Here is a 26,068-nt window from a genome sequence, read left to right as displayed (position 1 = left end):
GGTCCCGGACACGCGTCCGGCAGGCTGCGGCTTCCGCTCCGGCTTCGGCTTCGACTCCGGCTGACGCAGACACGGCACGGGCCGGGGGGAGAGCACGGGCTGGGAGGAGCTGGAGAAGATCAAGGTTCAGGAGAGCCGTCGAGTATCCGTGGATGGACTTCCGGGACCTGTGGTCCGAGGCGCTGGCGGGGGTGCTCGCCCGCCCGATGCGCTCCGCCCTGACCACGCTCGGCACCGTTCTGGGCATCGCCACCCTGGTCATCACCATCGGGATCTCCGCCACGGCGGGCAACCAGATCGTGGGCCGGTTCGACGCCTTGACCGCCACTTCGGTCACGGTGGCGGTGCCTTCCGTGGAGGCGGCCGACTCCGGTCCCCTCGTGGACTGGGCGGGGGTCGACGCGGTGCAACGGCTGGCCGGAGTCGAGTCGGCGGCCGCGATCGCCGACTCCCAGAAGACCGCGAGCGTCGAGGTGCGGGCCAACGACGTGGTCGCTCCCGGTGAGGTCAGCGGCCAGGCCATGGCGGTCGTCGCCGCCTCCCCCACGCTGCCGGCCGCGGTACGCGGCACGATGACCGCCGGGCGTTTCTTCGACGCCGGGGACATCGACCGGCACGACCGGGTGGCGGTCCTCGGCGATCAGGCGGCGCGGCTCCTCGGCATCAGCTCGGTCGAGAACGCTCCCGCGGTCTTCCTGAAGGGCCAGGCGTACACGGTGATCGGGATACTCGGGGCAGTCGAGCGGGAGCAGCAGCTCGCCACCGCGATGATCCTGCCGCCCACGACGGCCGCGGACCGGATGGGTCTTGGGACCGTGACCCGTGTCCTGATCAACACCTCGCTCGGCGCGGCCAACCAGGTCGCCCGCCAGGCGCCGATCGCGCTGGCCCCCGGAGCCGAGGCATCCCTGACCGTGACGGCTCCGACCGATCCGGCCAAGGCCCGCAAGGGAGTGCAGGGCGATGTCAACGGACTGTTCCTGGTCCTCGGCCTTGTCTCGCTGGTGGTCGGCGCCATCGGTATCGCCAACGTGACACTGGTGACGGTCATCGAGCGGGTGGGGGAGATCGGACTGCGCCGCGCCCTCGGCGCCTCGCGGCGACAGGTCGCCGGCCAGTTCCTGGTGGAGTCGACGACGATCGGCCTCCTCGGCGGTGTCGTCGGCGCCGCCCTCGGCATGGTCGTCGTCGTGAGCGTCTCCGCCGTCAAGGAGTGGACACCGGTCCTGGACGTCCGCCTTGCCCTCGGAGCCCCGGTCGCCGGAGCCCTGGTAGGACTCCTGGCTGGCCTCTACCCGTCGCTGCGGGCCTCCCGCATGGAACCGGTCGACGCCCTGCGATCGTAGCCGTGCCCCGTGGACAGGCCGCCGGACAAGAGGGGCGCAACCGTCCCTCTCGTCTCGCTGCCAGGGGTTCCCGGACGAGTTCTGAAGGCTGAGCATTCTCACTGAAGTCCGAGTGTCTTTTGGCGGACAGCCGGCTTTGTCCGGAGCTGGCCGATGATCGGGATCCTGCTGTGGGTCCCGTTCGGGATCGGCGTCGTCTGGTATCCGAAGAAGGACCAGCGGATCACGCTGACGACGCGTGAACTGCGTGTGCGGCGCAAGCGGCTGGCGATGGAGCAGGTGAACCTGCTGCACGTGGCGTGGCTGTGGCTGGAAGGGCGGTCGACTGCGTACCTGTGCCCTTAGAGCAGCGTGGCTCCTGGCGCGGGTGAGTCCGCCACCCGGGCCGTGCGGCAGGTGCCGGAGGCGGAAAGGGCCGCGGCGATCCGTCGCGCCGACTCGGCGTCCGCGGCAAGGAACGCCGTCGTCGGCCCGGAGCCGGAGACCAGCGCGGCCAGGGCGCCCGCGCCGGTGCCCGCGGCGAGGGTGTCGGCGAGCGAGGGGAACAGGGAGAGAGCCGCGGGCTGAAGATCATTGGTGACGGCACCGGCGAGCGCCTCCACGTCGCCCTCGCGCAGGGCGTCGAGCAGCGCCGGGGACGCTTCAGGAGCCGGGGCGTCCGGGGTCAGGCGGTCGAACTCGCGGTAGACCGCGGGTGTGGAGAGCCCGCCGTCGGCCACCGCGAACACCCAGTGGAAGTCCCCGCCGACTTCCAGGACCTCCAGCTTCTCGCCTCGCCCCGTACCGAGCGCCGCCCCGCCCACCAGGCTGAACGGCACATCGCTGCCCAACTCGGCGCAGATGTCGAGGAGTTCATCCCTCGGCGCCTCGGTCCCCCACAGCGCGTCGCACGCCACGAGCGCGCCCGCGCCGTCCGCGCTGCCGCCCGCCATGCCGCCCGCGACGGGAATGTCCTTGGCGATGTGGATGTGCACATCGGCCGTACGTCCATGACGCGCGGCAAGCAGCTCCGCCGCCCTCGCCGCCAAGTTCGTACGATCGAGAGGCACTTGAGCGGCGCCGGGCCCCGAGCAGGTCACCCGCAGCTGCTCGGCGGGCGTCACGGTGACCTCGTCGTAGAGCCCTACGGCGAGAAAGACATTCGCAAGATCATGGAACCCGTCCGCGCGCGCGGCACCCACCGCGAGCTGGACATTGACCTTCGCGGGAACCCGTACGGTCACGCTCTTCCCGCTCTGGCTCACGCGCCCGCTCCCTTGTGCTCGGCGATCCGCGCGAACTCCTCCACCGTCAGCGCCTCGCCGCGCGCCTGCGGCGAGACCCCGGCGGCGACGAGCGCCGCTTCCGCCGCCGGCGCCGAGCCCGCCCATCCGGCGAGCGCGGCCCGCAGAGTCTTGCGGCGCTGGGCGAAGGCCGCGTCGACGACGGCGAAGACTTCCTTCTTCGAAGCGGTGGTCTTGACCGGCTCGGCCCGCCGCACCAGCGAGACGAGGCCCGAGTCGACGTTCGGCGCGGGCCAGAAGACGTTACGGCCGATGGACCCCGCGCGCTTCACGTCGGCGTACCAGTTCGCCTTCACGGACGGGACGCCGTACACCTTCGAGCCCGGATCGGCGGCGAGGCGGTCGGCGACCTCGGCCTGCACCATCACGAGCGTGCGCTCGATGCTGGGAAAGGTGTCGAGCATGTGAAGCAGGACCGGTACGGCGACGTTGTACGGGAGGTTGGCGACCAGTGCGGTCGGGGCGGGGCCCGGCAGCTCTCGTACGAGCATGGCGTCGCTGTGCACGAGCGCGAAGGAGTCGGCCTTCGCCGGGAGCCTGGCCTCGATGGTCGCCGGGAGAGCCCCGGCGAGCGTGTCGTCGATCTCGACCGCGATGACGCTGTCCGCGGTGTCGAGCAGCGCTAGGGTCAGCGAGCCGAGCCCCGGCCCGACCTCGACGACCACGTCCTGCGGCCCGACCTCCGCGGTGCGGACGATGCGGCGGACGGTGTTGGCGTCGATGACGAAATTCTGGCCCCGCTGCTTGGTCGGGCGTACGCCCAAGGCAGCGGCCAGTTCTCGGATGTCGGCGGCGCCAAGGAGGGCACCGGGCTCACTGTTGCTCACCACCCCAGGTTACGTGGCCTGGCCCCTGGGCCCTGACCGTCGCCGATTGCCCCGCGCTCCACGCTGAACGAACAAGCTCTCCCACCCACCCGCCCGATCACCCCGCGTCCACCTCTGCCCGAACAGACCTTTCCCGCCCACCCGCCCGATTGCCCCGCGTCATCGGGGCCCACCCGCACTCGGCATCGAGACGCGAGGGGACGTGCCGGTATGTCTGCCCGGAGCACGGTTCGCGACGCTCCGGGACCGAAGCAGGCAGCGACCAGTAGCGGATAGCGAGGACGGACATACCGGCGCGGCCCCGCCCCCACAGACGGAGCAGAGCCGCACCCGCCCCCGGGCCGCACCGCTACAGCCGCCCCCCGCAATGCGGCCAAGGACTGGCCCCCCGGTTCACATACAGCTTCTTCGCCCGGAACGTCTGTTCCTGCGCGGAAGCGTCCTGCGGTCGACCCGACCCGCCAAGCCCCTGCCACGTCCGCGTATCGAACTGGTACAGCCCCCCGTACGTCCCCGACGCGTCCACCGCGTTGGGACGCCCGCCCGACTCGCAGTGCGCGAGCGAGCCCCAGTTCAGGCCCTCCGCCCCTTCCACCGAACTCGGCCGCTGCTTCGTGCCCACCTTCACGATCTGCGTCTGCGGCTCCCGCACGACCTCCGCCCGCACCCGCCGCGGCTTCTGCTTGACGCCGTTGACCGTCCGCAGCGCGTACGTGACCCGCCGGGTCCCCTGATGCCCCTGCCGCTCCACGACCTCCGTACCGGTGAAGAGCTCAGGGTCGTGCGTCCGCCGCACGTCGTACGGAATCGGCTCGTCCCGCACCTCCTTGTGCCCGGAGATCCGCATGACGGTGACCGTCTGCCCGTCGCGCGGAAAGCTGTCGGGCGGGACGGACGTCGTGTCCTGGCCGTTCAGGCTGATCCCCGACTCCTGGACCGCTTCCGCCACCGTCGCCGCGTTCGTACGGATGGCCCGCTCACGCCCGTCCGCCATGATCGTCACGGTGCGTTCGGTCCGTACGTCCAGATCGAGGCCGCCCCGCTCGATCCGCCTGCTCCGCGAGGCCGACAGATAGGCACCCTCGGCCCGCACCCCGAGCTGCCGCAGCGCGCCGTCCACCGTGCGCGCCGTCGTCCACACCTCGCGCCGCTGCCCGTCGAGGGTGAGCTTGACCGGCCGGCCGTAGCGGACGGCGATCTCGTCGCCGCTGGCCAGAGCCGTGGTCGCGGTCGGCGCCACGATGTCGTGCGTGCCGAAGTCCACGCCTTCGTCCTCGAGCAGCTCACCCACGTCGTCCGCGAAGGTGTGCAGGGTCCGCGACTCGCCGTCGACGCTCAGCTCCACGGCCTTGTCGTTGGCGACGAAGGCGGAGGTGCCGCCCGCGAGAAAGGCGACGACCAGCGCCTGCGGCAAGAGCCGCCGCAGCGCGTCGGGCCGCTCCGGTGAAGCCTTGGGCCGCGGACTCGACCGCGCACTGGACCGCGGCTTCGTCTTCTTCCGCCGGGCGGCCCGCCGCGCCTCGGCCCGCCCACCATCGGGAGCGGGCCCGGTGGCCTGCCGGGGGAAGTAATCCCCCGGCTCCAGCTCAGGCTCCGGCCCAGGCCCAGGCCCCCGCTCAGACCACAGCTCAGGCTCAGGCTCCGGCTCGTAGGTCGTGCCGCCCCCATAAGACGACGTCTCGTACTGCGGCGCATGACTCACGACGACGCTCCAGCGTTCTCGTTCTGGTCCGGATCGGGCGAGGCGGACCAGAACCTAGCGGAGGAGTCGTCACTCTCCAAAGCAGCGCGGCTACGCAGTGTCGCGATGATGCCCGGAACCACTGGGTTCGACAGGGTTCCGGGCGTTATCAGTCAGTAATCAAATGCACGTGCCGTATTGACCGAGATCGCCTTGGCCATGGCGTCCTCGTCGATACCGCGCACCTCGGCCATGGCCCGCAATGTGACCGGAATGAGATACGGAGCGTTAGGCCGTCCGCGATAGGGAGCGGGCGTGAGGAAGGGCGCGTCGGTCTCCACGAGCACCAGATCGAGCGGGGCGACGGCCAGCGCGTCCCGCAGGCCCTGCGCGTTCTTGAAGGTCATGTTGCCTGCGAAGGACATGAAGTACCCGTTCTCCGCGCACACTTGGGCCATCGCCGCGTCGCCCGAGTAGCAGTGGAAGACGGTGCGCTCCGGAGCCCCCTCCTCCTTCAGGATCCGCAGCACATCCTCGTGCGCCTCGCGATCGTGGATGACCAGGGCCTTGCCGTGCCGCTTGGCGATCTCGATGTGGGCGCGGAAGGACCGCTCCTGGGCGGCTTTGCCCTCCGGCCCGGTGCGGAAGTAGTCGAGCCCGGTCTCGCCCACGCCCTTGACCTGCGCAAGGGCGGCGAGCCCGTCGATCTCGGCGAGCGCGGCGTCAAGGGCGCCCTCGCCGCCCGCCACGCGCGCGCCCTGCCGGGACCAGCCGTCGGGGTCGCCGAGCACGATGCGGGGCGCCTCGTTGGGATGCAGGGCGACGGTGGCGTGCACGCTCTCGTACGCGGCGGCCGTCTGCGCCGCCCAACGCGAACCCGCGACATCGCAGCCCACCTGCACGACCGTCGTCACACCCACCGCCGCGGCCTTGGCGATCCCTTCGTCCACCGTCCCCGACTGCATGTCGAGGTGGGTGTGGGAGTCGGCGACCGCCACCCGAAGGGGTTCGGGCAGCGGCGGCGCGGCGTTCTTGGCGTCTTTGGAACTGGAAGGCATGCCCCGATCCTACGAAGCGCCTACCAAAGGGACGTCATCCCGCCTTGCGGTGGTGGAAGGGATGCAGCAGCGCCGACAGATGCCAGTGGTGCTGCTTGGGCTCGCTGGGTTCGGCGGCCTCGGCCCCGACCCCGGCCGTGGAGCTGTCCGCTCCCGCCGCACGCGGCGCGTGATGCCGCTGCATCAGATTGAGCACCGACGACACCTGCCCGGCCCGCATGATCCGTACGACGTGTCCGTCGCAGTTCTGACACGTCGGCCGGCTCAGAGGCGACGGCACATGAAGGCCGTCCGCCACGTACATCACGAATTCCTTGCCCTTGGCGTCGACGTGATGCTCGATCTCGTACGACTGTTCCCAGCCGTGCCCGCATCGCATACAGGCGAAGGCGTACGACTCATGAACGTTGGTCGTCGCGGGTGCCGCGGGTATCGCGTTGGACGCCGTGGTGCGGTGGTGACCGGTGTCGGCGATCTCACTCATGCCAGCTCCTCTTGTCCGCTGGACAAGCGCTGCCGGACCGGGGTTTTCCTCCCGACCGGAAGCGTGGGGACGGGTGCGTCCCTTTGACCAGTGGACGCCTTTCCCGGAGCGAGCGCATCAGACCTGTCGACAGTTGAAGCCGATTTGGCCTTTCCATAGCCTGCAGGCCCGGTGCACGGCTCGCGCTTTGCCTTTTACGCTAGTCCTTTGCTGTCCGATGGGGTGGCCTGAGCCGCATTCTTTGCCGCCACGACCGCATCGAACACGTCGCGTTTGGGTAGCCCCGCGTCGGCCGCGACGGCGGCAATCGCCTCCTTGCGTCGCTCCCCCGCCTCCTCGCGCACCCGCACCCTGCGCACCAGCTCGTCCGGGCCCAGGTCACCGGGGTTTTTCTCCGGTGCGCCCTCGACGACGACGGTGATCTCACCGCGTACGCCGTCGGCCGCCCACTCGGCGAGCTCCTTCAGCGAACCGCGCTTGACCTCTTCGTACGTCTTGGTCAGTTCGCGGCAGACGGCCGCCCTGCGCTCTTCGCCGAAGGCCTCTGCCATCGCGACGAGGGTGTCGTCGATACGGTGCGGTGCCTCGAAGTAGACGAGAGTGCGACGGTCGTCGGCCACCTCGCGCAGCCGCGAGAGCCGCTCGCCGGCCTTGCGCGGCAGGAAGCCCTCGAAGCAGAAGCGGTCCACCGGGAGCCCCGAGAGCGCGAGCGCGGTGAGCACGGCGGAAGGGCCCGGCACGGCGGTGACCCGGATGTCCTTCTCCACCGCGGCGGCGACGAGCCGGTAACCGGGGTCGGACACCGACGGCATCCCGGCGTCCGTCACGAGCAGCACCCGCGCGCCGCCCACCAGGGCCTCGACGAGGTCGGGCGTGCGCGCGCTCTCGTTGCCCTCGAAGTACGAGACGACCCGCCCGCCCACCTGCACGCCGAGCGCCTGGGTCAGCCTGCGCAGCCGCCTGGTGTCCTCGGCGGCCACGACATCGGCCGACTCCAGCTCGGTGGCGAGCCGCGGCGGGGCGTCCGCGACATCACCGATCGGTGTGCCCGCGAGAACGAGGGTTCCGGCGGACCGGTTTCCGGTGGACGGGTTTCCGGGGGAATCAGCGCTTCCTGTCACGCATCCATCCTCGCAGGGCCTTGGCCCTGCCCGTGCGGGCAGGCCGGATCAGCTAGCGGCGTCCGGTGCGGTGCATCGCAAGGCGGAGGAGGGAGTGGACGCGGAGCGTCCGGGACCGACGACAACGCGGCGAGGTGCCGTGCCGGACGCCGGGAGCCCGGCTTGTCCGCGCGGGCAGGGCCCAGGCGCGGGACTCACACAGTCGGGTTCCCTACGATGGCGCGGTGACCAGTACCGCGTCTTCCCCGGACACCCGCCAGGGCCAGGCAGCCGAGGAGCAGCAGCCGTCGTGGCAGCACAGGCTGCGCCGTTTCGGATATGTGGCGCGGCCCACGGCCGGTGTCCGGGCCCGGCTCGTGCCTCCGTACACCGAACCGAGCCCGCGGCTTTGGGCGTCGATCGGCATGCCGAAGCAGAACGCCGATCAACTGGCCCGCTGGTCGGGCTGGATCGGCCCGCTGCTGATCACGCTCGTCGCGGGGCTCACCCGGTTCTGGAATCTCGGCAGCCCGAAGGCCGTGATATTCGACGAGACGTATTACGCCAAGGACGCCTGGGCGCTGATCCACCGGGGTTTCGAGGTCAACTGGCCCGACAAGGTCAACGACACCGTCCTGCAGCAGGGATCGGGCGTCACGATCCCCACGGACGCGGCGTACGTGGTGCATCCGCCGGTCGGCAAGTACGTCATCGGCATCGGCGAGTGGCTCTTCGGCTTCGATCCTTTCGGCTGGCGCTTCATGACGGCGGTGCTCGGCACCCTGTCGGTCCTGATGCTGTGCCGGATCGGACGGCGGCTCTTCCGCTCCACGTTCCTGGGGTGCCTCGCGGGCGGGCTGCTCGCGGTGGACGGGCTGCACTTCGTGATGAGCCGCACCGCGCTGCTCGACCAGGTCCTGATGTTCTTCGTGCTCGCCGCGTTCGGCTGCTTCCTCATCGACCGGGACAAGGCGCGGGAGAAACTCGCGGACGCTCTGCCGAGGGACGAGAGCGGGACGGTGCGCCCGGACGCGTACGTCGCCGAGACGCTGCGCCTGGGCTGGCGGCCGTGGCGGTGGGCGGCCGGGCTCTGCCTCGGGCTCGCCTTCGGGACCAAGTGGAACGGCCTGTACATCATGGTCTTCTTCTGCTTGATGACCGTCTTGTGGGACGTGGGCAGCCGCCGCGTCGCCGGGGCGTCGCGCCCCTACCTCGCGGTCCTGAAGCGGGACGTGTTCCCGGCGTTCGTCTCGACGGTGCCGGTCGCGATCGGCACGTACATCCTGTCCTGGCTGGGCTGGATCCTCTCCCCGACGGACGGCACCGGCGGCTACTACCGCAACTGGGCGGCGACGGACGGCAAGGGCGGCTCCTTCACGCTCCTGCCGGACTGGCTGCGCAGCCTGTGGCACTACGAACACGCGGTCTACGACTTCCACGTGGGGCTCTCGTCGCCGCACACCTACCAGTCGAACCCGTGGAGCTGGCTCGTCGACGGCCGCCCCGTCTCGTACTTCTACGAGTCGCCGCTGCCCGGCAAGGACGGCTGTCCCTCGGGCACCGCCGAGAAGTGCGCCCGCGAGGTCCTCGCGCTCGGCACTCCGATGCTGTGGTGGGCCGGGGCGTTCGCGCTGCTCTACGTGCTGTGGCGGTGGGTCTTCCGCAGGGACTGGCGGGCGGGCGCGATCGTGTGCGGGATCGCGGCGGGTTATCTGCCGTGGTTCATGTACCAGGAGCGGACGATCTTCTTCTTCTACGCCGTCGTGTTCGTTCCGTTCCTGTGTCTGGCCGTGGCGATGATGATCGGCGCCATCCTGGGTCCGCCCGGTTCCAGCGAGCGGCGGCGGGTCGTGGGCGCGGCGGCATCGGGCGTCCTCGTACTCCTGATCATCTGGAACTTCGTCTGGTTCTGGCCGATTTACACCGGCCAGGCCATTCCGATCGATTCCTGGCGGGCCCGAATGATCCTGGATACGTGGGTCTAGAGAGGTCCGGTGATCCTCGTTACATGGGTCTGGACATCTGGTTGTAGTGGGCACCTTGGACACCTTCGGATAACAGCGTCCTCTCCCGTCACTTCCTCCGTTTAAGGTTCTGGGCGAGCGAACCTCCCCAATTCATTCGGGAGGACTCCTGGGGAGGGGAACGCGAGATGCACAAAGGGGTAAAGGTCACTTTGGTGGGCGGGGTCTTCGCCGTCATGGTCGGGGGCGCGGGGTACGGCGCGTTCAACTTGGTGAACGGCGTGACCGGGGGCTCCGCTTCGGCGGACCCCAAGCCGGTGAAGGCGGGGCCGCCGACGAGCGGTGAGATCGGCGAGGTGACGGAGAAGTTCTTCGCCGCGTGGGCGAAGGGGGACGGCGAGCAGGCCTCCCACTACACGAACAACGCGGAAGCGGCATCGAATCTCCTGACCGGCTACCGCGACGACGCCCACCTGACGAAGGTGAAGCTCACGCCCGGCAAGGCCACCGGCACGATCGTGCCGTTCTCGGTCGATGCCACGGTGTCGTACAAGGGGAAGACCAAGCCCTTCGCGTACGACTCCGAACTGACCGTCGTCCGCGGCGAGACGACCGGCCGCGCGCTCGTCGACTGGACCCCTTCGGTCGTCCACCCGGACCTGCGGAACGACGACACCCTGGAGACCGGCGAGGCCGCGGCGCCCCCCATCGAGGCCGTCGACCGGCACGGCGCGGTCCTGGACAAGAAGGACCACCCGACGCTCGGGCCGGTCCTCGACCAACTGCGCGCGAAGTACGGCGACGAGGCGGGCGGCACACCCGGCGTCGAGCTCTACATCCAGCACGCGGACGAGGACGCGGGCACCGAGACGCTCCTCACACTCGCCAAGGGCAAGGCGGGCACGTTGAAGACGACGCTGAGCGCGTCCGCACAGCGGGCCGCGGAGAAGGCGGTGGCGCAGCACGCGGAGTCGTCCGTGGTCGCCGTGCAGCCGAGCTCCGGCGAGGTTCTCGCGGTCGCCAACAACCGCAAGGACGAGTTCAACGCGGCCCTTGAGGGGCAGCAGGCCCCCGGCTCGACGATGAAGATCGTCTCGGCGGCGATGCTCATCGACAAGGGCGTGACCAAGGCGAGCGGCCCCGCGCCCTGCCCGAACACCGCCGTCTGGCAGAGCCACCAGATCAACAACCTGAAGGGCCTCGCACCGGACGAGGGCGCGACCCTGTCGGACAGCTTCGCGCGGTCCTGCAACACCGCGTTCGTGAAGCTCGTCGACGAGGACGGCATCACGGACGAGTCGCTCACCGAGGAGGCGCAGAACCGGTTCGGCCTGGGCCTCGACTGGAAGGTGGGCGTCACGACGACCGACGGCTCGGTCCCGGCGTCCGGCGGCCCTGACCGCGCGTCGAACATGATCGGCCAGGGAAAAGTGCAGCTGAACCCGCTGAACCTGGCGTCCGTGACGGCGACCGCGATGACGGGAGACTTCCGCCAGCCGGTCATCGTCGCCCAGGGCCTCGACGACCGTGAACTGGCGCAGGCCGACGGCCTGCCCGCCTCCACCGTCGAGCAGCTGCGGCAGATGATGAACCGTACGGCGGTCAGCGGCACCGGCGCCCGCGCCATGGCCGGGCTCAGCGGCAGCATCGGCGCCAAGACCGGCTCCGCGGACGTCGACGGCCAAGAGGCGCCCAACAGCTGGTTCACGGGCTACCGAGGGGATGTGGCAGCCGCCGCGGTGGCCCAGGAGGGCGGGCACGGCGGGGACACGGCGGGTCCTATCGTGGCGGCGGTGCTTGCCGCAGGCAGTTGAGACATGTGGTCGGGGGCTTCATCAAAGCCCCCTAGTGTGGGGCCTTCCAGTGCAGAGCTTGGGGGCTCTGGGATCTGAGATCCGGGATCTGCGGAGGATCAGTGGGCAAGCGAGGGCGCGCCAGCGAGCGCAAGGGCATCAAGAACATCACGGGCACGGCGGGAGCCACGGGCGCTACAGGCGCCACGGGCACCTCTGGCGCGAGGAGCCGCAAGGTGCACCCCGGTGTGCTCGGCGGCGCTGCCGCCGTGGTCGTGTGCGGCGTGGGCATCGCCGCGTACAGCCTGATCGGCGGCGGCTCGTCCGGTGACGACGGGACGGTCGACGAGAAGCCGGTGGCCTCGGGCCCGCCGACGGCCGCCGAGGTCCGTGCCACCACGAAGGACTTCCTCACCGCGTGGGAGAAGGGCGACGTCGCGGCGGCCGCGGAGGTCACGGACGACCGGACGGCAGCCAAAACCGCCCTCACCGCGTACGCCAAGGACTCCCACCTCACCAAGGTGCAGCTGGAGCCGGGCAAGCGTGCGGGCGCCAAGGTGCCGTTCTCGGTCACGTCCACGGTCTCGTACGAGGGAAAGACCAAGCCCTTCGCGTACGAGTCGGAGCTCACCGTCGTGCGAAGAAAGCACGACGGCAAGACGCTGATCGGCTGGCAGCCCTCCGTCGTCCACCCGGACCTGAAGGACGGCGACCGCCTGGTCACCGGCGAGGCCGGTGACCCGCCGATCAAGGCGGTGGACCGGGACGGCGGCGAGCTGACCAAGGCGAAGTACCCCTCCCTCGGCACGGTGTTGGACAGCATGCGCGAGAAGTTCGGCGAGAAGGCCGGCGGCACCGCGGGCGTCGAGCTGCGCGTCGTACGCAAGAACAGCGCGAAGGCCGCCGAGAAGTCGGCGACGTCGAAGGACGACGACAAGGCGACACCCGACAAGACGCTGCTCACACTCTCCCCCGGTACCCCCGGCACCCTGAAGACGACCTTCGACGCCTCGCTCCAGGCCGCGGCGGAGAAGGAGACGGGCAAGCGCAAGCAGGCGTCGGTGGTCCTGGTGAAGCCGAGCACGGGCGAGATCCTGGCGGCGGCCAACTCCAACCCCAGCGGCTTCAACACGGCGTTCCAGGGTTCGCTGGCCCCCGGCTCGACGATGAAGGTCATCACGTCGTCCCTCCTCCTGGAGAAGAAGCTCGCGGGAGTCGACAAGAAGCACCCCTGCCCGAAGTACGTGACGTACGGCGGCTGGAAGTTCCAGAACGACGACAAGTTCCAGATCAAGGACGGCACGTTCCGCGCGAGCTTCGCCCGGTCCTGCAACACGGCCTTCATCAGCCAGGCCAAGAAGCTGCAGAACGACTCCCTGACCAAGCAGGCGCAGGAGGTCTTCGGCCTCGGCCGCGACAACTGGTCGACCGGCGCCCCGACCTTCGACGGCGCGGTCCCCGTGCAGAGCGACGCTCAGATGGCGGCCTCGCTGATCGGGCAGGGCGGGGTCCGCATGAACCCGCTGAACATGGCGTCGGTGGCGGCCACGGTGAAGTCGGGCGGTTTCAAGCAGCCGTACCTGGTCTCCCCGGACGTCGACAAGCGCACCCTGGCGACGGCCCCGCGCAAGATGTCGGGCGCGACGGCTTCGGCTCTGCGGGACCTGATGCACTACACGGCGGTCGCCGGGACGGCCGTGGAACCCATGTCCGGGCTCGGCTCCGACATGGGCGCGAAGACGGGCTCCGCGGAGGTCGACGGCCAGAAGAAGCCCAACGGCTGGTTCACGGCGTACCGCGGCGATCTGGCCGCGGGAGCGGTGGTGCAGGAGGGCGGACACGGCGGGGACTCGGCGGGGCCGCTGGTACGGGCGATGTTCCTGGCGGACAAGTAGTAGCTCTCTTCGACACCGGCTGTCCGGACCCGCTGTCCGGCATGCGAATACACGGTCGCGTGCCCCGTACACGGACAGCTAGCGTGCCGGGCATGAGCGCTACAGATTCACCCGCCAGCCCCCGTTTCGCCGCGGCCCTGGCCGAGCTGGGCCTCGCCGACCTGATCGGCGAGGTCCGCCGCTTCCCGGAGGCGACGCGGACCGCCCAGGAGGCCGCGGCGGCCATCGGCTGCGAGCTGAGCCAGATCTGCAAGTCCCTGATCTTCGCGGCGGACGGGGTTCCGGTCCTGGTCCTGATGGACGGCGCCTCGCGGGTCGACCTGGAGCTCGTGCGGTGGGAGTTGTGCGCGGCGAAGGTGACGCGCGCGAAGGCGGACGTCGTCCGGGAAACCACGGGGTACGCGATCGGCGGCGTACCGCCCTTCGGCCACGCGACGAAGACCCGCGTCCTCGCGGACCGCTCCCTGCTGAGCCACGAGGTGGTGTGGGCGGCGGCGGGCACTCCGTACGCGGTCTTCCCCATGGCGCCCAAGGAACTGATCGCCCACGCGAACGGCACCCTGGTGGACGTGCGCGAGCTCGCCAAGTGACGCCGCTGGTGGCGGCGGCGGTCCTGTTGGCCGCCGTGACGCACGCGTGCTGGAACGCGATAGCGCACCACATCACGGACAAACTGGTCGGCTTCACGCTGATATCGGGTGGCGGGCTGCTGATAGGCCTGCTCATCGCCCCGTTCGCGGCGATACCGGCCGCCGGTGCGTGGCCGTACCTGATCGTCTCCGCGATCATCCACGTCGGCTACTACGCCCTGCTCATGAAGTCCTTCAAGCTCGGCGACTTCGGCCAGGCGTACCCGATCGCGCGGGGCACGGCTCCGCTGGTCGTGACCGTCCTAGCGGCGGTCTTCGCGGGCGAAGTGCCCGACGCCTGGCAGGCGGCGGGTGTAGCGGTCTCCTGCGCGGGCCTGACGGGCCTCGCCCTGTGGGGCATACGCGGCTCGGGCCGACGCCCCGACTGGGCGGCGATCGGCGCGGCCCTCGCGACGGGCGTCTCGATCGCGGCGTACACGGTGGTGGACGGCCTCGGCGTCCGCGCTTCTGGTTCCTCGATGGGCTACATCGCCTGGCTGATGATCATGGAGGGCCTCGCCATCCCGCTGTACGCGGCGTACCGCTGGCGGGGCGAACTGGTGGGTCGCCTGCGCCCGTTCGCGAAGGTGGGCCTACTCGGAGCAGCGCTCTCCGTGGCGGCGTACGGCCTGGTCCTGTGGGCCCAGACGAAGGCGGACCTCGCACCCATCTCGGCACTCCGGGAGTCCTCGATCATCGTCGGGGCGGCGATCGGCGCGATCTTCTTCAAGGAGAAGTTCGGGGCGCCGCGGCTCGTGGCGGCGGGGCTGATGGTGGCGGGGATCGGGCTGATGCTGCACGCGGGGTGAGGGGGGCGGGGGCCAGCTCACCCGCCCCCGGCCCCGGCTACGCCCCTGCGGCGGACTCCGGCGCCGCGACCTCCGCCCACACCACCTTGCCGGGCCCGGTCCGCTCGGCCACTCCCCACCGGTCGGCGACGGCGGCGACGAGGAACAGCCCACGCCCTGAGCACAGCTCGCCGTCCGGCAAGGGGAGGGGGCGCGGCAGCTCGCAGCCGGTGTCGTGCACCTCGATCCGCACCCCACAGGCCATTCGCAGATAGCGGGTCTCCACCTCCCGCCCTCTGGGCACCTTGCCGTGCACGACGGCGTTGCTGAGCAACTCGGAGAGCACGAGCAGCGCGGCATCCTCGGCGCCACTCAACTCCCATGCCACCAAGGCTTTCCGCAGGCCTTCCCTCGCCTGCCCCACCGATCGGGGGTGGCAGGGCCACTTCGACGCGACGGCACCACCTGGCCATGCATAGCCCTCGACCTCACCCATCACGCCACCTCCATTCCGTGGATGACCCGGGGCCCCACGTCGACCCCGTGCACGGCAAACCACAGAGCTCGTCTCCGCTGCCGCTGGAGCCGCAGTTCGTCGGCCAAGAGGTAAGGCCGGACGATCGCGTTGTCCTCTCCGTCGAGTACATCGAGGACAGGCAACTCGACGTAGAACGCCGACAGTTCACGGCGACCGCACGACGCCACCGGCACGCCCCGATGGCGCCCGGTCGCCGGGAGCAGGATCCGTAACAACGGTTCGAAGTAACGGGCGATAAGGTCAGTCATGTCAGCGCTCCTCCAAGCGTTGGCCATGCCCCCGGACCGCTCCAGCGGTTGCGGGGGTTCCGTCATTCCACGCCGACGTCACGCACAGAGTGTGGCGATGAACAGCGCGTCACCAGGACACGCTAGGGGTGTTCGAGGAGCTACCGCAAGTGACTCTCTCGCAAATTTGCGACCTGTCACCCGGGCATCGTGACTGGCTGTACGGAGCAGCAACACGGCAGACTGGGCGTGACATTGAGAGGAGTCACCATGCCCGCAGGCGGGAGGCCAACGGTCCGTAGCCGGAGGCTGGGTGCGGCGCTGAGGCGACACCGTGAAGCCGCCGGCCTGGATCAGTCAGCTGCGGCCGAAGCAATCCTGAAATCCGTCACCAAGATCAGCCGCATGGAGACGGGACAGGTGTCAGCCTCGGCCCTGGAAGTCCGCACGCTCTTGGACCGCTACGAGGTCCAGAACCAGGACGAAAGGGTGCGACTGGAGAAGTGGGCTCGCGCCAGCAACGACCGTGGCTGGTGGCTCGATTACCAAGAGATCGTCCGACCTGACTATGCGGATCACATCACGCTCGAAAGCGATTCAACATACATCCGCTCCTGGGAGCCCGCCCTCATTCCCGGTCTGCTGCAAACCCCCTCGTACGCCGAGTCCGTCATCACCTCGGGCCCAATCTTCATCACGCCGGAGCGAGTTTCACAGTTGGTCAAAGTCCGTCAGGAGCGGCAGAAACGGATTGAGGACGGTGGAGCACACTTCACCGCCATCATCTGGGAACCAGCCCTGCTGGCCCTGACTCACGACGCGACGGTCTGCGGCGAGCAACTGCTGAGGCTGCGTGACGCGGGCCAACGGCAGAACGTCACCCTCCAGATCCTCCCTTGCGAAGCAAACAAGGCCGCCGGGATGTCCGGGGCGTTCGTCGCCTTCTCCTTCGGAATGGAACCCGGCGTCGAAGCGGTCACCGTACGCAATGTGGCCAATACGTCCGTAGTCGAGGCACCAGAGGACCTGGCTCTCTACGCGAACGTATTCGATCAACTACGCTCGGCCGCTATGTCCCCCGAGGAGAGCTCTGCTCGAATTCAGGACATCCTCACCACCACATCGCAAGAGATGGATGAGAACCCGTGAACCCCGAGATCGTCACCGAGTTCCGCAAGTCGTCGCACTCGGACCAACAGGGTGACTGCCTGGAGATCGCACACACCAAAACCGGGGGGCTCGCCATACGCGACAGCAAGACCCCGGTGGGACCGACCCTCACCTTCCCTCAGGAGGCATGGAACGGCTTCGTCACGGGAATTAAGTCGAACCGCCCCTGATAGCCCGAAGTCAGCCTCGCGCGTGTGCTGCCGCGACCAACTCACGAACGCCACTCACCTGTGGGTGCCGCTCTGAGAGATCGTCGACGATCTTTCGGATAGCAGGACGGTCACACACCTCGCCCCGAGAGACGCGCAGCGCTGACAACAGCTCGCGTGTGGTCTGCTCCGCCTTGCCCCACTGCCACCACGCGCGGCCGAGATCCGTATGCATGCGACCCTTGCGCTCCGCCGTCGAGAACTGCTCCGCACGCAGCGAGCGACCGGCCTGGAGTGCGGCGCCGGCATCACCGAGAGCCCAGTGAACGCCGACCTCATAGAGAACAACAGCGGCAGGCGTAATCGGAAACAGGCGCGCTGACGGGGCCTGTTGTGGAAGGCGGCGCGCTGCCCTGGAGGCTTCGCAGATCATGGCTTGCGCTTGGTCCCGATCTCCGGCCCGTGCCGCCGTATACGAGGTGGTGCACAACATCTGCGCATACGCCGCCGCCTGCGCCTGGGTCGTCAGCCCGGTGGCCTCGACCTGACTTGCGGCATCGAGAATGAGACGCTGCGCGGTGTCGGCCTGGTTCTGGTGGCGCAGGACGATGCTCAATTCCCGGGCCGCAGCCGCAGCCGCCAGCGGAGAGCCTGAAAGATCGGCGTAGACGGTGGCACGGTCCGCGGTGAGCCGCGCCCGCTCGTACCTTCCGATCTTGACCAGAACTTGCGAGGCCAGGCTGTAACAGGCCGAGAGACGCGCCAACGCGAGATCAGCGCGGGACCGGGCAGAATGTTGCGCATCAGCAAGCAGCCCCGGCAGTGTTGCCAACAGCTCAGCGTGTCGCCCCGCGTCGAAGAGGGCACGCGCCCGCGAGATACGAGCGTCGAGGGGGACAGTCGAGCCGGTCGGGTCCGGGGTGATCGCCAGAGCGGCGTCCATACCGACGAGTGCCTGGGCGGGGATGGCAAGACTGGCGGCTGCGAGCAGTGTGCGGCGGCGCATTGGGTCCTCCTCGACGCAACGTGGACCGTCCGCCGTAACTCTAGTGGGCGGGAGTGCGCCTAGCCCGAGCGCCGCACTCAGGACATGCGTCGGCACCCCCACCTTTCGGGCCGCCTCCCGCAGGAGTGCCAGGTCAGCCGTACGGCCCCGCTGCTCCATTCGGGAGACGGTAGAGGCGGAGCACCTGAGCAGGGCACCCAGGTCAGCTTGCCGCCATCCCCGGCCGATACGCCCCAGCCTTACAAGCCCGCCGGGGTCGTGGCGGTCGACGAGCTCGCGCGCCTGGGCGGAACTCCACAGCGGGTCGACGGTCCGCATCGCGCTTCCCTCCCCGAGCACTCGGCTCCGATCGGCCAGGGAAGGTCCATCGCCGGATCCGGGCCTACCCACGGTAGCGACCGATCCACGCCGGAGCGACGGCATGTGCAGAGTCTGCAAACCGCATGCACAGCAAGGCAGTTGGCTTCCCCGAATCGTGACCGGGTGGTGTCGTGCAATCACGGGCCCGCTACCCGCAGGCCCGTACGACATCACGGAGGACACCATGGCAGCAGCAGTCGAAGCACAGGCCCGCGACCCGAAGGACTACGTGGAGCGAAAGGTGTGGGACCGCGAAATCCTGCTTCTCATGCGGGACCACCCCGTCGACGAGGTGATGGCCAACCGCCTCTTCGGCGCGGCCGTCTCGTACCTGATCACGGCCATGGAGAAGTGGGGCCAGGGCCTCGAAATGTGCTGCGGTCGCCTGGTCGACCTCGCAGTTCATGTCTTCATCCTGGACACCAAGAACTATCGGGAATTCTGCGCCAGGCACTTTGACGGGAAGTTCCTGGAGCACATCCCGGAGATCGAGTTCAAGTACGACGGCTCGGTCGAGCGCACCGCCCAGATCATCGCCGATGCGGGCTTCGACGTGGACTGGAAGCTCTGGGAACGCGACTCGGGAAAGTGCGGTCCGTGCAGTCCAGGTGCCAACTGTCACTGAACCGGGAGCAATCGGAGCCGGAAGCGCCACGAGCGCTCCCGGCTCTCTGCTTGTCCACATCTGGGTGACGTTGTGTCACTCACCCGTGGGCGGGAGGTAGCGCCGATACGGTGTCGAACTCGAAGGACACCGGCCCCATCATCCTCCCGAGGAGCTTCATGCCCCACGAGCCCATGACAGCGGCCGAGTACTGGGACAAGTACAAGCCCCACAAGGGAGAGGGGGCCCAGCCCGCACCGCAGACGGATCGGTTCAACTGGACCCAGTACTCCGATCACGGGCCCGGCGCCGAAGTCCTCGGCCAACCCCGCCGAGCCCTCGAACTGGGACCGGCCGAAGGGAAGGAAGCCGCCTACCTGGCACACCAGGGCGTGGATGTGACGGCGGTGGATTTCTCCTCGATCCAGGTCGCGCGGGCCCGGACCTTCTGGCAGGGAACCCCCGGCCTGGCCTTCGTCCATGAAGAAGCCCGGGCGTTCCTCGCCTCCGGCACCACGGTGTACGACGCGATCTACTCGGTATGGGGCGCCGTGTGGTTCACAGAGCCCGAAGAACTGTTCCCGGCCATCGCCGAGCGCCTCGCCCCCGGTGGCATTTTCGCGTTCTCTCAAGCCGAGCCCGTCGCCGGGTTCTACGGGCCCCAGCAGATGCGGGGCAGGTGGCTCGAAGGTCGCAGGCACGAACTCACCGTTCTTCGCTGGCAGTTCACGCCCGAGATGTGGGCGGACATCCTCAAACGGCACGGCTTTACCGACATCGATGCTCACATCCTCAAGGCCCCCGACCCCAAGGATGTAGGCACCCTCATGGTCCGCGCGCAGGCGCCCGGCCTCTAGACCGGCAGTCGCTGCACGGCGTCAGTAATGACCGCCGTCACGAGCCTGTTGACGGCTGCCGTGGTCGGCGGGGCTGATGGTGGCGGGGATCGGGCTGATGCTGCACGCGGGGTGAGGGGGCCGCCGGGGGCGGGGGTGAGTGCGGAATATTCCGCCGAAGTAAACCCGGAATGTTGATTCAGGCGTTCCGATGCCTAGTCATCTGCCACGTTCGCCAGAAAGTTCCGGTTTACGTCGATCAGGTGATCAAGTTCCGCTCTGGCGGCAGCCAGGCTGTCTATTGTGGACGAAAGGCGATTTCGCTCCTGATTCATCGCGGTCAAGGCTTGACGGGCCCTGTCCGCGTTGGGCTCCGCCATGCAGGGGACCATCTGAGCGATGGTTCTGCTGGACATCCCGGCGGCCAGGAACGCCTGAACCAGCCCCACCCGCTGGACGTGGTCATCGCCGTAGTACCGCTGGCCGCTGGGGGACCTTGCGCTGACCAGCAAACCCTGCTGCTCGTAGTAGCGCAGTGATCGACGGCTCGCGCCTGTACGGGCGGACAGTTCACCGATCCGCATCTCAGCCCCTCGTGTGCAGTGGGCCACAGCTACTTGCCCTTGACATCGATGTGAGCATTTAGGTTAACCGATGGCTCGCGGTCCGCCGCCAGGGCATCTGGTTGCCGACCTCTCGCGTCCGTCGGCACGAAAAGGAGAAGTTCGTGATCAAGTTCGCTTTCATGATCAACCGCATCGATGGAATGACCTTCGATGAATTCGTTGAGCATCACCGAAACCGCCACGCTCCGTTGTTCACCTCCATTCCGGAAGTGCGGCAGTACGTGAAGAAGTACACCGTCTCCCACCCGGTGCCCGCCGAAGGGTATCCGAGTCCCGCCTACGACGGCCTCACTGAAATCTGGTTTGAAAAGTGGGCGGATCACGACGCCTTCTTCGCGTCCAAGAACTACAAGGAGTTGGTGAACCCGGACGAGAGGAAGTTCATCGACATGAATTCAGTGGCAGTAATGGTCACTGAAGAAAGGGTTGTGGTCTGACCCCTGCCGCCGCCTCTGCAGGTGATCGACCCCGACAACCCCTAGAGCCGGCGCTGCGCAGTCTCGACGCTGTCCCCGCCGCCCGTGTTGAACGCGATGGCAGCCTGGGGCGCATGACGGTGGATCAGGTTCACGATCTCCTCGAAGAACGGGAGCAGCTGCTCCGTCTTGCGGATTCCGGCACCGACAACCACCACGTCCCAGGCACGCTCGGACAGCGACGCGACAAGCGTGGGCTTGGCCGACGTGCCGAACGCGACCAGCGTCATGGCTGCTTCGATGCCGTGCTCTGCGAAACGGGCCAACTCCGCGTCCAGAGCGGCACGAAGGCCCTCCGCGTCGACGCCGGGTATTGCCTGCGGGTCATAACCAACAACGAGTACGGAAGACATGCGGCCCAACCTACTCGCGCCTCCCCGAGCGTGATCCGCCGGACTGGCCTTAGACCGGCCGTCGCTGCACGGCGTCGGCGATGACCGCCGTCACGAGCCTGTTGACGGCTGCCTTGGACGGCGGGCCGGGGTCGTGGTCGCGGTCGCGGTCGTGGTCTGCGAACAGGAGGTGTCCGCCTCCGACCAGGGAGAGGGTGAGTGAGTCGATGTCGGCGTCTGCCGCGATGCGGCCCCGTTCACGCTCGTCGGCCAGATAGGCGGAAACCGCGCTCGTGACCTGGGCCAGGATCGCGATGCCGCCGCCGGGCCTCGCCTGCCGCAGCCGTGTGCGCAGTTCGTCCCGGAAGGTGATGAGCGGGATGATCGCCACCGGGATCGGTCCGAACAGGGTGGTCAGCGCGCTGGTGAGGTTGTCGGCCACGGCGCCGGTGCCCGCCGACTCGCGCAGCGCACTCGCCTGCGTCTCGAGCTGCGCGGCCCGGTCGAGCACGAGGTCGGTGAGGAAGGCGTCGAAGTCGGTGAAGTGCCGGTGCAGGACGCCTTTGGCGCAGCCCGCCTCGTCGGTGACGGCCCGGCTTGTCAGCCCGTTCGGTCCGTCCCGCAGAAGCACGCGTTCGGCAGCGTCGAACAGCTGCTGCCGCGCGTCGCGAAGGTGCAACCCGGTCGGCACTCGCAGATCCTCTCGTGCGTCAGCGTGGCGGCACGCCGTTGGCAAGTGGGCACTCGCCCACTAAAGTGGGCGCATGCCCACCTTACCGCGAGAGCAGCCAGAACCGTCCCCGACCAAGCCTCATGAGGCCCGGCGCATGGCCGAGTCGTTCGGCGTGGACGCCCAACGCTACGACCAGGCCCGGCCCGGCTACCCCGATGCGCTGGTGGCGCAGATCATCGCCGGTAGCCCGGGGACCGACGTGCTCGACGTCGGCTGCGGCACCGGCATCGCGGCCCGCCAGTTCCAGGCCGCCGGCTGCGCCACGCTCGGCGTGGAGCCCGATGCGCGGATGGCCGACTTCGCGCGGGCCCGGGGCCTGGAGGTCGAGGTCGCGGCCTTCGAAGCCTGGCAGTCGGACGGCCGGACGTTCGACATAGTCGTCGCCGCCCAGTCATGGCACTGGGTGGATCCGGTCGCCGGTGCCGTGAAGGCGGCGCGGGTGCTGCGCCCAGGCGGGCGGCTGGCGATCTTCGGGCACGTGTATGAGCCGCCTGCCACGGTGGCCGAACCGTTCGCCGCCGCCTTCCGGCGGGTTGCGCCCGAGTCGCCTCTCGTCGGCCAACCGGACCGGCGCCCGCTCGACCTCTACCGCGCGGCATACGCCAAGGTCGCCGACAAGATCCGCGGGACCGGGCAGTTCAACGATCCCAAACAGTGGCGATTCGACTGGGAGCAGTCCTACACGCGCGACCAATGGCTCGACCTGCTCCCCACCACCGGCGGCCTCACCCAACTCCGCCCGGATCAGCTGGCCGACGTACTGGACGCGGTCGGCGGCGCCATCGACTCCCTGGGCGGGCACTTCACGATGAGCTACACCACCCTCGCCGTGACCGCCGTACGCGCAGGCTCCCCCACCCCTACCGGGTGACCTTCACCGTCTTCGGGTCGAAGCCGAACGGCAGCTCAAGGCGGTGCGCGCCCATCAGGTCCTCGTCGCCGAGCAGCTCCCCCGTCGGGCCGTCCGCCGCGATCACGCCCTCGCTCAGGATCAGGGCCCGGGGGCACAGTTCGAGTGCGTACGGCAGGTCGTGCGTGACCATCAGGACCGTCACGTCCAACGACCGGAGAATGTCGGCCAGTTCGCGGCGCGACGCGGGGTCCAGGTTCGATGACGGTTCGTCGAGGACCAGGATCTCCGGCTCCATCGCCAGGACCGTCGCCACCGCGACCCGCCTGCGCTGACCGAAGGAGAGGTGGTGCGGCGGGCGGTCCGTGAACTCCGCCATGCCGACCTGGGAAAGGGCCTTTTGGACTCTGGCCTCCAGCTCGGGGCCGCGCATTCCGGCCGCCGCGGGGCCGAACGCCACGTCCTCCCGCACCGTCGGCATGAAGAGTTGGTCGTCGGGATCCTGGAAGACGATGCCGACCCGGCGCCTGATCTCCGCCATGTGCTTCTTGCCGACGGGGAGGCCCGCGACGGTGACCGTGCCCGCGCCGCCGGTCAGGATGCCGTTCAGATGCAGGACGAGCGTCGTCTTGCCCGCGCCGTTCGGGCCGAGCAGCGCGACCCGCTCGCCGCGGCCGACCGTCATGTCGACGCCGAAGAGCGCCTGATGCCCGTCGGGGTAGGCGAAGGCGAGGCCGGAGACGTCCAGGGAAGCGGGAGCGGGGGCGGTAGCGGCAGCAGTAGTCACAGGGTCCATCCCAGCAGGCAGACGACAAGAGCGGCGCCCGGCAGGGCAAAGGCGTACGTCCACTGTGCACGCGAGGCGGTGACCTCGTCGATCACCGGCATCGAACCGGCGTAACCCCGGCTGACCATGGCAAGGTGCACCCGCTCGCCCCTCTCGTACGAGCGGATGAAGAGCGCACCGGCGGACTTCGCGAGGACGCCCCACTGCTGTACGCCCCGCGCCTCGAAACCGCGTGACTCGCGTGCGATCTTCATGCGGCGCATCTCGTCCGTGATCACATCGCCGTAGCGGATCATGAACGAGGCGATCTGGACGAGCAGCGGCGGCAGCTTCAGGCGCTGGAGGCCCAGGAGCAGCGAGCGCAGTTCGGTCGTGGAGGCGAGAAGTACGGACGCCGCGACGCCGAGGGTGCCCTTGGCGAGGACGTTCCAGGCGCCCCAGAGGCCGTTCACGCTCAGGGACATACCGAGTACGTCGACCCGCTCGCCCTCCGCCACGAACGGCATGAGCACCGCGAACGCCACGAACGGGACCTCGATGAGCAGCCGCTTCAGGAGGAAGGGGAGAGGGACGCGGGAGGCGTACGCCACCACGCCGATGAGCAGCGCGTAGAGGCCGAACGCCCACATCGCCTCGCGCGGCGTGGAGACCACCACGACCACGAAGCAGAAGACCGCCGCCAGCTTGGTGTGCGGAGGAAGTGCGTGCACCGGGGAGTGGCCGTGCCGGTAGAGCCGGTGGGCGTGGCCCGCACCCATGTCAGGCTTTCTCGGAGATCTCGGTGACGGAATCCGTGGACGCCGGGCCCGTGTCCGTCGTACGGCGGCGCCGCAGCGCCCAGAAGATCCCCGAGCCCGCGACGACGGTGACGCCGACGCCGATCACGCCCGCGAGACCGCCGGAGAGGCGGGAGTCGGTGATGTCCTTGACGCCGTAGTCGGCGAGCGGGGAGTCCGATGAGGCGTGCTCCTCGGCCTTCTTGTCGATGCCCTTGTCGGCGGCGACCTTCTCCAGGCCGTCGGGGTTCGCGGAGGCGTAGAAGCTGACGAAGCCCGCGAGGACGAGGGAGGCGATCAGGCCCGAGATCCACACCTTGCGGTGCGAGCGTGCGGCGACGGGGGCGGGGGCCTCGGAGGCAGGAGCGGAGGCAGGAGTCGGGGCGTCGACCAGTTCGCCGTCGACGCGGAGCTTGAGCTTCTGGGTCAGGCCGCGGGCCCCGTACACGAGGTCGGGGCGGACCGCGATGACGGCGCCGACAGTGAGCGCGGTGATCGCCGCCTCGCCGATGCCGATGAGGACGTGCACGCCGATCATCGCCGTGGCGACCTTGCCGATGGAGACGTCGGTGGTGCCGCCGAGCGCGTAGATGAACGTGAAGGCGACCGCGGCGGCGGGCACGGAGATCAGCGCGGCGACGAAGGAGGAGGCGGTGATGGAGCGGCGGGTGCGCGGGAGCACCTTCACCAGGCCGCGGAAGATGAGATAGGCCACGACGGTCGTGACGATCGCCATGTCCGTGATGTTCACGCCGAGCGCGGTCAGGCCGCCGTCCGCGAAGAGGACGCCCTGCATGAGGAGTACGACGGACACACACAGGACGCCCGTATAGGGGCCGACGAGTATCGCGGCGAGCGCCCCGCCGAGCAGGTGTCCGCTGGTACCGGCGGCGACCGGGAAGTTCAGCATCTGCACGGCGAAGATGAACGCGGCCACGAGGCCGGCGAGCGGCGCCGTCCGTTCGTCCAGTTCACGCCGTGCGCCGCGGAGACTGACGGCGACCGCTCCGGCGGCGATGACCCCGGCGGCGGCGGAGACGGGGGCGTTGATGAATCCGTCGGGGACATGCATGCGCGCGCTCCTGGGCAGGACAGGAAGAAAGCAGGAAGAAGGACAGAGCGGATCGCTCGTGAACCGTTCAATGATAGTGCCTTGTTGCGAACGGCTTGCAAGAGCAGTCGCTACCCAGTTATCCGCCGGGTCATCCCCCGGCTACCCACCCGGTCACCCCGTCACCCCTGGAGCGAGAATCCGAATATATGGGACATTAGAGGGCAGAAGGAATGTGATGGTGAGGAGTTCGGCGATGTCCGCAGTAGAACAGTTCGCACGCGCCCACGTCGTCACGGACTCTCCTGACGACCAGCTCGCTGTCCCCGCCGTCCTGCGCTACGACCCGGAGGCCGACCCGCAATCGGTACGGGTCGGCCTCCCTGGTTCCCACGGCTCCCACGAGTGGGCCTTCGCCCGGGAGCTGCTCGAACAGGGTCTGCGAGCCCCGACCACCAGCGGCGACGTTCACATCTGGCCCTGTGGGCGGGTCCAGACGGTCATGGAGTTCCACTCCGCGCAGGGGGTGGCGGTCGTACAGTTCGACGCTTCAGCGCTGATCCGCTTTCTGCGCCGCACGTACGCGGCCGCTCCCGTCCCCCACTGACGTCACTGACGTCACTGACGTCACTGACGCCCGCGTACGCGCACGATGAAGGCATCAAAGAAAACGGGGGCGGCGACGAGCGCGTTCCCTCC

29 protein-coding genes are annotated in these 26,068 nt (G+C 69.0%); 14 read left to right on the top strand and 15 right to left on the bottom strand.

Annotated elements, in window-relative coordinates; all coding sequences use genetic code 11:
• Window positions 1-152 precede the first annotated feature (152 nt).
• Together ACFQ7F_RS30835 and ACFQ7F_RS30830 are read left to right on the top strand one after the other, a co-directional pair.
• A complete protein-coding gene (locus ACFQ7F_RS30835; RefSeq protein WP_383277295.1) occupies window positions 153-1,346 on the top strand; it encodes an ABC transporter permease in 1,194 nt (397 codons plus the stop codon).
• A gap of 153 nt (window positions 1,347-1,499) precedes the next feature.
• A complete protein-coding gene (locus tag ACFQ7F_RS30830; protein ID WP_383277292.1) occupies window positions 1,500-1,691 on the top strand; it encodes a hypothetical protein in 192 nt (63 codons plus the stop codon).
• Here the strand turns inward: ACFQ7F_RS30830 and ACFQ7F_RS30825 are convergent.
• The 6 genes from ACFQ7F_RS30825 to rsmI all read right to left on the bottom strand — a co-directional run bounded on the left by ACFQ7F_RS30825 (window position 1,688) and on the right by rsmI (window position 7,800).
• Window positions 1,688-2,590 carry a 4-(cytidine 5'-diphospho)-2-C-methyl-D-erythritol kinase gene (locus ACFQ7F_RS30825; protein WP_383277289.1) on the bottom strand — a complete coding sequence of 301 codons (903 nt, stop codon included), beginning with the start codon at window positions 2,588-2,590 and terminating at the stop codon, window positions 1,688-1,690. The genes ACFQ7F_RS30830 and ACFQ7F_RS30825 overlap by 4 nt on opposite strands.
• Window positions 2,587-3,456, bottom strand: a complete 870-nt coding sequence (rsmA, locus tag ACFQ7F_RS30820; protein ID WP_383277286.1) for a 16S rRNA (adenine(1518)-N(6)/adenine(1519)-N(6))-dimethyltransferase RsmA — start codon at window positions 3,454-3,456, stop codon at window positions 2,587-2,589. Before rsmA ends, ACFQ7F_RS30825 begins: the two co-directional genes overlap by 4 nt.
• Before the next feature lie 349 nt (window positions 3,457-3,805).
• The gene (locus tag ACFQ7F_RS30815) at window positions 3,806-5,158 is read right to left on the bottom strand and encodes a ubiquitin-like domain-containing protein (protein WP_383277283.1); all 1,353 of its coding nucleotides are present in this window, start codon (window positions 5,156-5,158) and stop codon (window positions 3,806-3,808) included.
• Between the two features lie 152 nt (window positions 5,159-5,310).
• Window positions 5,311-6,195, bottom strand: a complete 885-nt coding sequence (locus ACFQ7F_RS30810; protein WP_383277280.1) for a TatD family hydrolase — start codon at window positions 6,193-6,195, stop codon at window positions 5,311-5,313.
• Between the two features lie 34 nt (window positions 6,196-6,229).
• Window positions 6,230-6,679 (bottom strand): hypothetical protein, encoded by a 450-nt coding sequence (locus tag ACFQ7F_RS30805; RefSeq protein ID WP_383277277.1) that lies wholly within the window; start codon window positions 6,677-6,679, stop codon window positions 6,230-6,232.
• A 194-nt stretch (window positions 6,680-6,873) separates the two neighbouring features.
• The gene (gene rsmI, locus ACFQ7F_RS30800) at window positions 6,874-7,800 is read right to left on the bottom strand and encodes a 16S rRNA (cytidine(1402)-2'-O)-methyltransferase (protein ID WP_383277274.1); all 927 of its coding nucleotides are present in this window, start codon (window positions 7,798-7,800) and stop codon (window positions 6,874-6,876) included.
• 224 nt (window positions 7,801-8,024) lie between these two features.
• Here rsmI and ACFQ7F_RS30795 point away from each other — a divergent pair, with 224 nt between their 5' ends.
• The 5 genes from ACFQ7F_RS30795 to ACFQ7F_RS30775 all read left to right on the top strand — a co-directional run bounded on the left by ACFQ7F_RS30795 (window position 8,025) and on the right by ACFQ7F_RS30775 (window position 14,869).
• Window positions 8,025-9,764 (top strand): dolichyl-phosphate-mannose--protein mannosyltransferase, encoded by a 1,740-nt coding sequence (locus tag ACFQ7F_RS30795; protein ID WP_383277271.1) that lies wholly within the window; start codon window positions 8,025-8,027, stop codon window positions 9,762-9,764.
• A gap of 167 nt (window positions 9,765-9,931) precedes the next feature.
• The gene (locus ACFQ7F_RS30790; protein ID WP_383277269.1) at window positions 9,932-11,557 is read left to right on the top strand and encodes a penicillin-binding transpeptidase domain-containing protein; all 1,626 of its coding nucleotides are present in this window, start codon (window positions 9,932-9,934) and stop codon (window positions 11,555-11,557) included.
• A 227-nt stretch (window positions 11,558-11,784) separates the two neighbouring features.
• On the top strand, window positions 11,785-13,431 hold the full coding sequence (locus ACFQ7F_RS30785; protein WP_383277322.1) for a penicillin-binding transpeptidase domain-containing protein: 1,647 nt from the start codon (window positions 11,785-11,787) through the stop codon (window positions 13,429-13,431).
• Window positions 13,432-13,523: 92 nt separating this feature from the next.
• Window positions 13,524-14,021 carry a YbaK/EbsC family protein gene (locus ACFQ7F_RS30780; RefSeq protein WP_383277266.1) on the top strand — a complete coding sequence of 166 codons (498 nt, stop codon included), beginning with the start codon at window positions 13,524-13,526 and terminating at the stop codon, window positions 14,019-14,021.
• Entirely contained in the window at window positions 14,018-14,869 is an 852-nt protein-coding gene (locus ACFQ7F_RS30775; protein WP_383277263.1) for a DMT family transporter, read from the top strand. The genes ACFQ7F_RS30780 and ACFQ7F_RS30775 overlap by 4 nt, the downstream gene beginning before the upstream one ends.
• A gap of 37 nt (window positions 14,870-14,906) precedes the next feature.
• Here the strand turns inward: ACFQ7F_RS30775 and ACFQ7F_RS30770 are convergent, their stop codons facing one another.
• On the bottom strand, window positions 14,907-15,344 hold the full coding sequence (locus ACFQ7F_RS30770) for an ATP-binding protein (RefSeq protein ID WP_383277260.1): 438 nt from the start codon (window positions 15,342-15,344) through the stop codon (window positions 14,907-14,909).
• Window positions 15,344-15,634: a hypothetical protein gene (locus ACFQ7F_RS30765; RefSeq protein ID WP_383277257.1), complete on the bottom strand. Its 291-nt coding sequence runs from the start codon at window positions 15,632-15,634 to the stop codon at window positions 15,344-15,346. The genes ACFQ7F_RS30770 and ACFQ7F_RS30765 overlap by 1 nt, the downstream gene beginning before the upstream one ends.
• A 249-nt stretch (window positions 15,635-15,883) precedes the next feature.
• On the opposite strand from ACFQ7F_RS30765, the gene ACFQ7F_RS30760 reads away from it, so the two are divergent.
• Both ACFQ7F_RS30760 and ACFQ7F_RS30755 read left to right on the top strand, forming a co-directional pair.
• Window positions 15,884-16,762 carry a helix-turn-helix domain-containing protein gene (locus ACFQ7F_RS30760; RefSeq protein WP_383277254.1) on the top strand — a complete coding sequence of 293 codons (879 nt, stop codon included), beginning with the start codon at window positions 15,884-15,886 and terminating at the stop codon, window positions 16,760-16,762.
• Window positions 16,759-16,953, top strand: a complete 195-nt coding sequence (locus tag ACFQ7F_RS30755) for a DUF397 domain-containing protein (protein ID WP_383277251.1) — start codon at window positions 16,759-16,761, stop codon at window positions 16,951-16,953. The genes ACFQ7F_RS30760 and ACFQ7F_RS30755 overlap by 4 nt, the downstream gene beginning before the upstream one ends.
• A 10-nt stretch (window positions 16,954-16,963) precedes the next feature.
• Here ACFQ7F_RS30755 and ACFQ7F_RS30750 read toward each other — a convergent pair whose 3' ends face one another.
• Entirely contained in the window at window positions 16,964-18,256 is a 1,293-nt protein-coding gene (locus ACFQ7F_RS30750) for a helix-turn-helix domain-containing protein (RefSeq protein ID WP_383277248.1), read from the bottom strand.
• A gap of 226 nt (window positions 18,257-18,482) precedes the next feature.
• On the opposite strand from ACFQ7F_RS30750, the gene ACFQ7F_RS30745 reads away from it, so the two are divergent.
• Both ACFQ7F_RS30745 and ACFQ7F_RS30740 read left to right on the top strand, forming a co-directional pair.
• The gene (locus ACFQ7F_RS30745) at window positions 18,483-18,923 is read left to right on the top strand and encodes a hypothetical protein (protein ID WP_383277245.1); all 441 of its coding nucleotides are present in this window, start codon (window positions 18,483-18,485) and stop codon (window positions 18,921-18,923) included.
• Between the two features lie 158 nt (window positions 18,924-19,081).
• A complete protein-coding gene (locus ACFQ7F_RS30740) occupies window positions 19,082-19,759 on the top strand; it encodes a methyltransferase domain-containing protein (protein WP_383277242.1) in 678 nt (225 codons plus the stop codon).
• Between the two features lie 194 nt (window positions 19,760-19,953).
• Here ACFQ7F_RS30740 and ACFQ7F_RS30735 read toward each other — a convergent pair whose 3' ends face one another.
• Window positions 19,954-20,322, bottom strand: a complete 369-nt coding sequence (locus ACFQ7F_RS30735; RefSeq protein ID WP_383277239.1) for a MerR family transcriptional regulator — start codon at window positions 20,320-20,322, stop codon at window positions 19,954-19,956.
• A gap of 143 nt (window positions 20,323-20,465) precedes the next feature.
• Here ACFQ7F_RS30735 and ACFQ7F_RS30730 point away from each other — a divergent pair, with 143 nt between their 5' ends.
• Window positions 20,466-20,801 (top strand): EthD domain-containing protein, encoded by a 336-nt coding sequence (locus tag ACFQ7F_RS30730; protein ID WP_383277236.1) that lies wholly within the window; start codon window positions 20,466-20,468, stop codon window positions 20,799-20,801.
• A gap of 41 nt (window positions 20,802-20,842) precedes the next feature.
• On the opposite strand, the gene ACFQ7F_RS30725 is transcribed toward ACFQ7F_RS30730, so the two are convergent.
• Complete coding sequence (locus ACFQ7F_RS30725; RefSeq protein ID WP_383277233.1) at window positions 20,843-21,193, bottom strand: hypothetical protein; 351 nt, start codon at window positions 21,191-21,193, stop codon at window positions 20,843-20,845.
• Window positions 21,194-21,242: 49 nt separating this feature from the next.
• Window positions 21,243-21,863: a TetR/AcrR family transcriptional regulator gene (locus ACFQ7F_RS30720; RefSeq protein WP_383277230.1), complete on the bottom strand. Its 621-nt coding sequence runs from the start codon at window positions 21,861-21,863 to the stop codon at window positions 21,243-21,245.
• A gap of 73 nt (window positions 21,864-21,936) precedes the next feature.
• Here ACFQ7F_RS30720 and ACFQ7F_RS30715 point away from each other — a divergent pair, with 73 nt between their 5' ends.
• Complete coding sequence (locus ACFQ7F_RS30715) at window positions 21,937-22,776, top strand: class I SAM-dependent methyltransferase (RefSeq protein ID WP_383277227.1); 840 nt, start codon at window positions 21,937-21,939, stop codon at window positions 22,774-22,776.
• Here the strand turns inward: ACFQ7F_RS30715 and ACFQ7F_RS30710 are convergent.
• The 3 genes from ACFQ7F_RS30710 to ACFQ7F_RS30700 are packed head-to-tail and all read right to left on the bottom strand — an operon-like array spanning window position 22,766 to window position 25,390.
• Window positions 22,766-23,551 carry an energy-coupling factor ABC transporter ATP-binding protein gene (locus ACFQ7F_RS30710; protein ID WP_383277224.1) on the bottom strand — a complete coding sequence of 262 codons (786 nt, stop codon included), beginning with the start codon at window positions 23,549-23,551 and terminating at the stop codon, window positions 22,766-22,768. The genes ACFQ7F_RS30715 and ACFQ7F_RS30710 overlap by 11 nt on opposite strands.
• Window positions 23,539-24,300: a cobalt ECF transporter T component CbiQ gene (gene cbiQ, locus ACFQ7F_RS30705; protein ID WP_383277221.1), complete on the bottom strand. Its 762-nt coding sequence runs from the start codon at window positions 24,298-24,300 to the stop codon at window positions 23,539-23,541. Before cbiQ ends, ACFQ7F_RS30710 begins: the two co-directional genes overlap by 13 nt.
• A 1-nt stretch (window position 24,301) precedes the next feature.
• On the bottom strand, window positions 24,302-25,390 hold the full coding sequence (locus tag ACFQ7F_RS30700) for an energy-coupling factor ABC transporter permease (RefSeq protein WP_383277218.1): 1,089 nt from the start codon (window positions 25,388-25,390) through the stop codon (window positions 24,302-24,304).
• Between the two features lie 235 nt (window positions 25,391-25,625).
• Between ACFQ7F_RS30700 and ACFQ7F_RS30695 the strand changes: the two genes are divergently transcribed.
• A complete protein-coding gene (locus ACFQ7F_RS30695) occupies window positions 25,626-25,976 on the top strand; it encodes an SsgA family sporulation/cell division regulator (RefSeq protein WP_383277215.1) in 351 nt (116 codons plus the stop codon).
• Window positions 25,977-26,068 lie beyond the last annotated feature (92 nt).

The sequence above is a fragment of the Streptomyces sp. NPDC056486 genome (genome assembly GCF_042795295.1).
GTDB lineage: Bacteria > Actinomycetota > Actinomycetes > Streptomycetales > Streptomycetaceae > Streptomyces.
Note: the sequence above shows the minus strand (reverse complement) of the source record. Positions and strands in the feature narration are given on the sequence as shown.

Coding starts and splice junctions, on each gene's coding strand:
- ACFQ7F_RS30765 (WP_383277257.1), bottom strand. CDS start 15,634: ATGACTGACCTTATCGCCCGTTACTTCGAACCGTTGTTACGGATCCTG.
- ACFQ7F_RS30725 (WP_383277233.1), bottom strand. CDS start 21,193: ATGTCTTCCGTACTCGTTGTTGGTTATGACCCGCAGGCAATACCCGGC.
- ACFQ7F_RS30830 (WP_383277292.1), top strand. CDS start 1,500: ATGATCGGGATCCTGCTGTGGGTCCCGTTCGGGATCGGCGTCGTCTGG.
- ACFQ7F_RS30750 (WP_383277248.1), bottom strand. CDS start 18,256: ATGCGGACCGTCGACCCGCTGTGGAGTTCCGCCCAGGCGCGCGAGCTC.
- ACFQ7F_RS30715 (WP_383277227.1), top strand. CDS start 21,937: ATGCCCACCTTACCGCGAGAGCAGCCAGAACCGTCCCCGACCAAGCCT.
- ACFQ7F_RS30760 (WP_383277254.1), top strand. CDS start 15,884: ATGCCCGCAGGCGGGAGGCCAACGGTCCGTAGCCGGAGGCTGGGTGCG.
- ACFQ7F_RS30810 (WP_383277280.1), bottom strand. CDS start 6,195: ATGCCTTCCAGTTCCAAAGACGCCAAGAACGCCGCGCCGCCGCTGCCC.
- ACFQ7F_RS30770 (WP_383277260.1), bottom strand. CDS start 15,344: ATGGGTGAGGTCGAGGGCTATGCATGGCCAGGTGGTGCCGTCGCGTCG.
- ACFQ7F_RS30695 (WP_383277215.1), top strand. CDS start 25,626: ATGTCCGCAGTAGAACAGTTCGCACGCGCCCACGTCGTCACGGACTCT.
- ACFQ7F_RS30780 (WP_383277266.1), top strand. CDS start 13,524: ATGAGCGCTACAGATTCACCCGCCAGCCCCCGTTTCGCCGCGGCCCTG.
- ACFQ7F_RS30740 (WP_383277242.1), top strand. CDS start 19,082: ATGCCCCACGAGCCCATGACAGCGGCCGAGTACTGGGACAAGTACAAG.
- ACFQ7F_RS30710 (WP_383277224.1), bottom strand. CDS start 23,551: ATGGACCCTGTGACTACTGCTGCCGCTACCGCCCCCGCTCCCGCTTCC.
- ACFQ7F_RS30745 (WP_383277245.1), top strand. CDS start 18,483: ATGGCAGCAGCAGTCGAAGCACAGGCCCGCGACCCGAAGGACTACGTG.
- cbiQ (WP_383277221.1), bottom strand. CDS start 24,300: ATGGGTGCGGGCCACGCCCACCGGCTCTACCGGCACGGCCACTCCCCG.
- ACFQ7F_RS30790 (WP_383277269.1), top strand. CDS start 9,932: ATGCACAAAGGGGTAAAGGTCACTTTGGTGGGCGGGGTCTTCGCCGTC.
- ACFQ7F_RS30835 (WP_383277295.1), top strand. CDS start 153: ATGGACTTCCGGGACCTGTGGTCCGAGGCGCTGGCGGGGGTGCTCGCC.
- ACFQ7F_RS30735 (WP_383277239.1), bottom strand. CDS start 20,322: ATGCGGATCGGTGAACTGTCCGCCCGTACAGGCGCGAGCCGTCGATCA.
- ACFQ7F_RS30805 (WP_383277277.1), bottom strand. CDS start 6,679: ATGAGTGAGATCGCCGACACCGGTCACCACCGCACCACGGCGTCCAAC.
- ACFQ7F_RS30700 (WP_383277218.1), bottom strand. CDS start 25,390: ATGCATGTCCCCGACGGATTCATCAACGCCCCCGTCTCCGCCGCCGCC.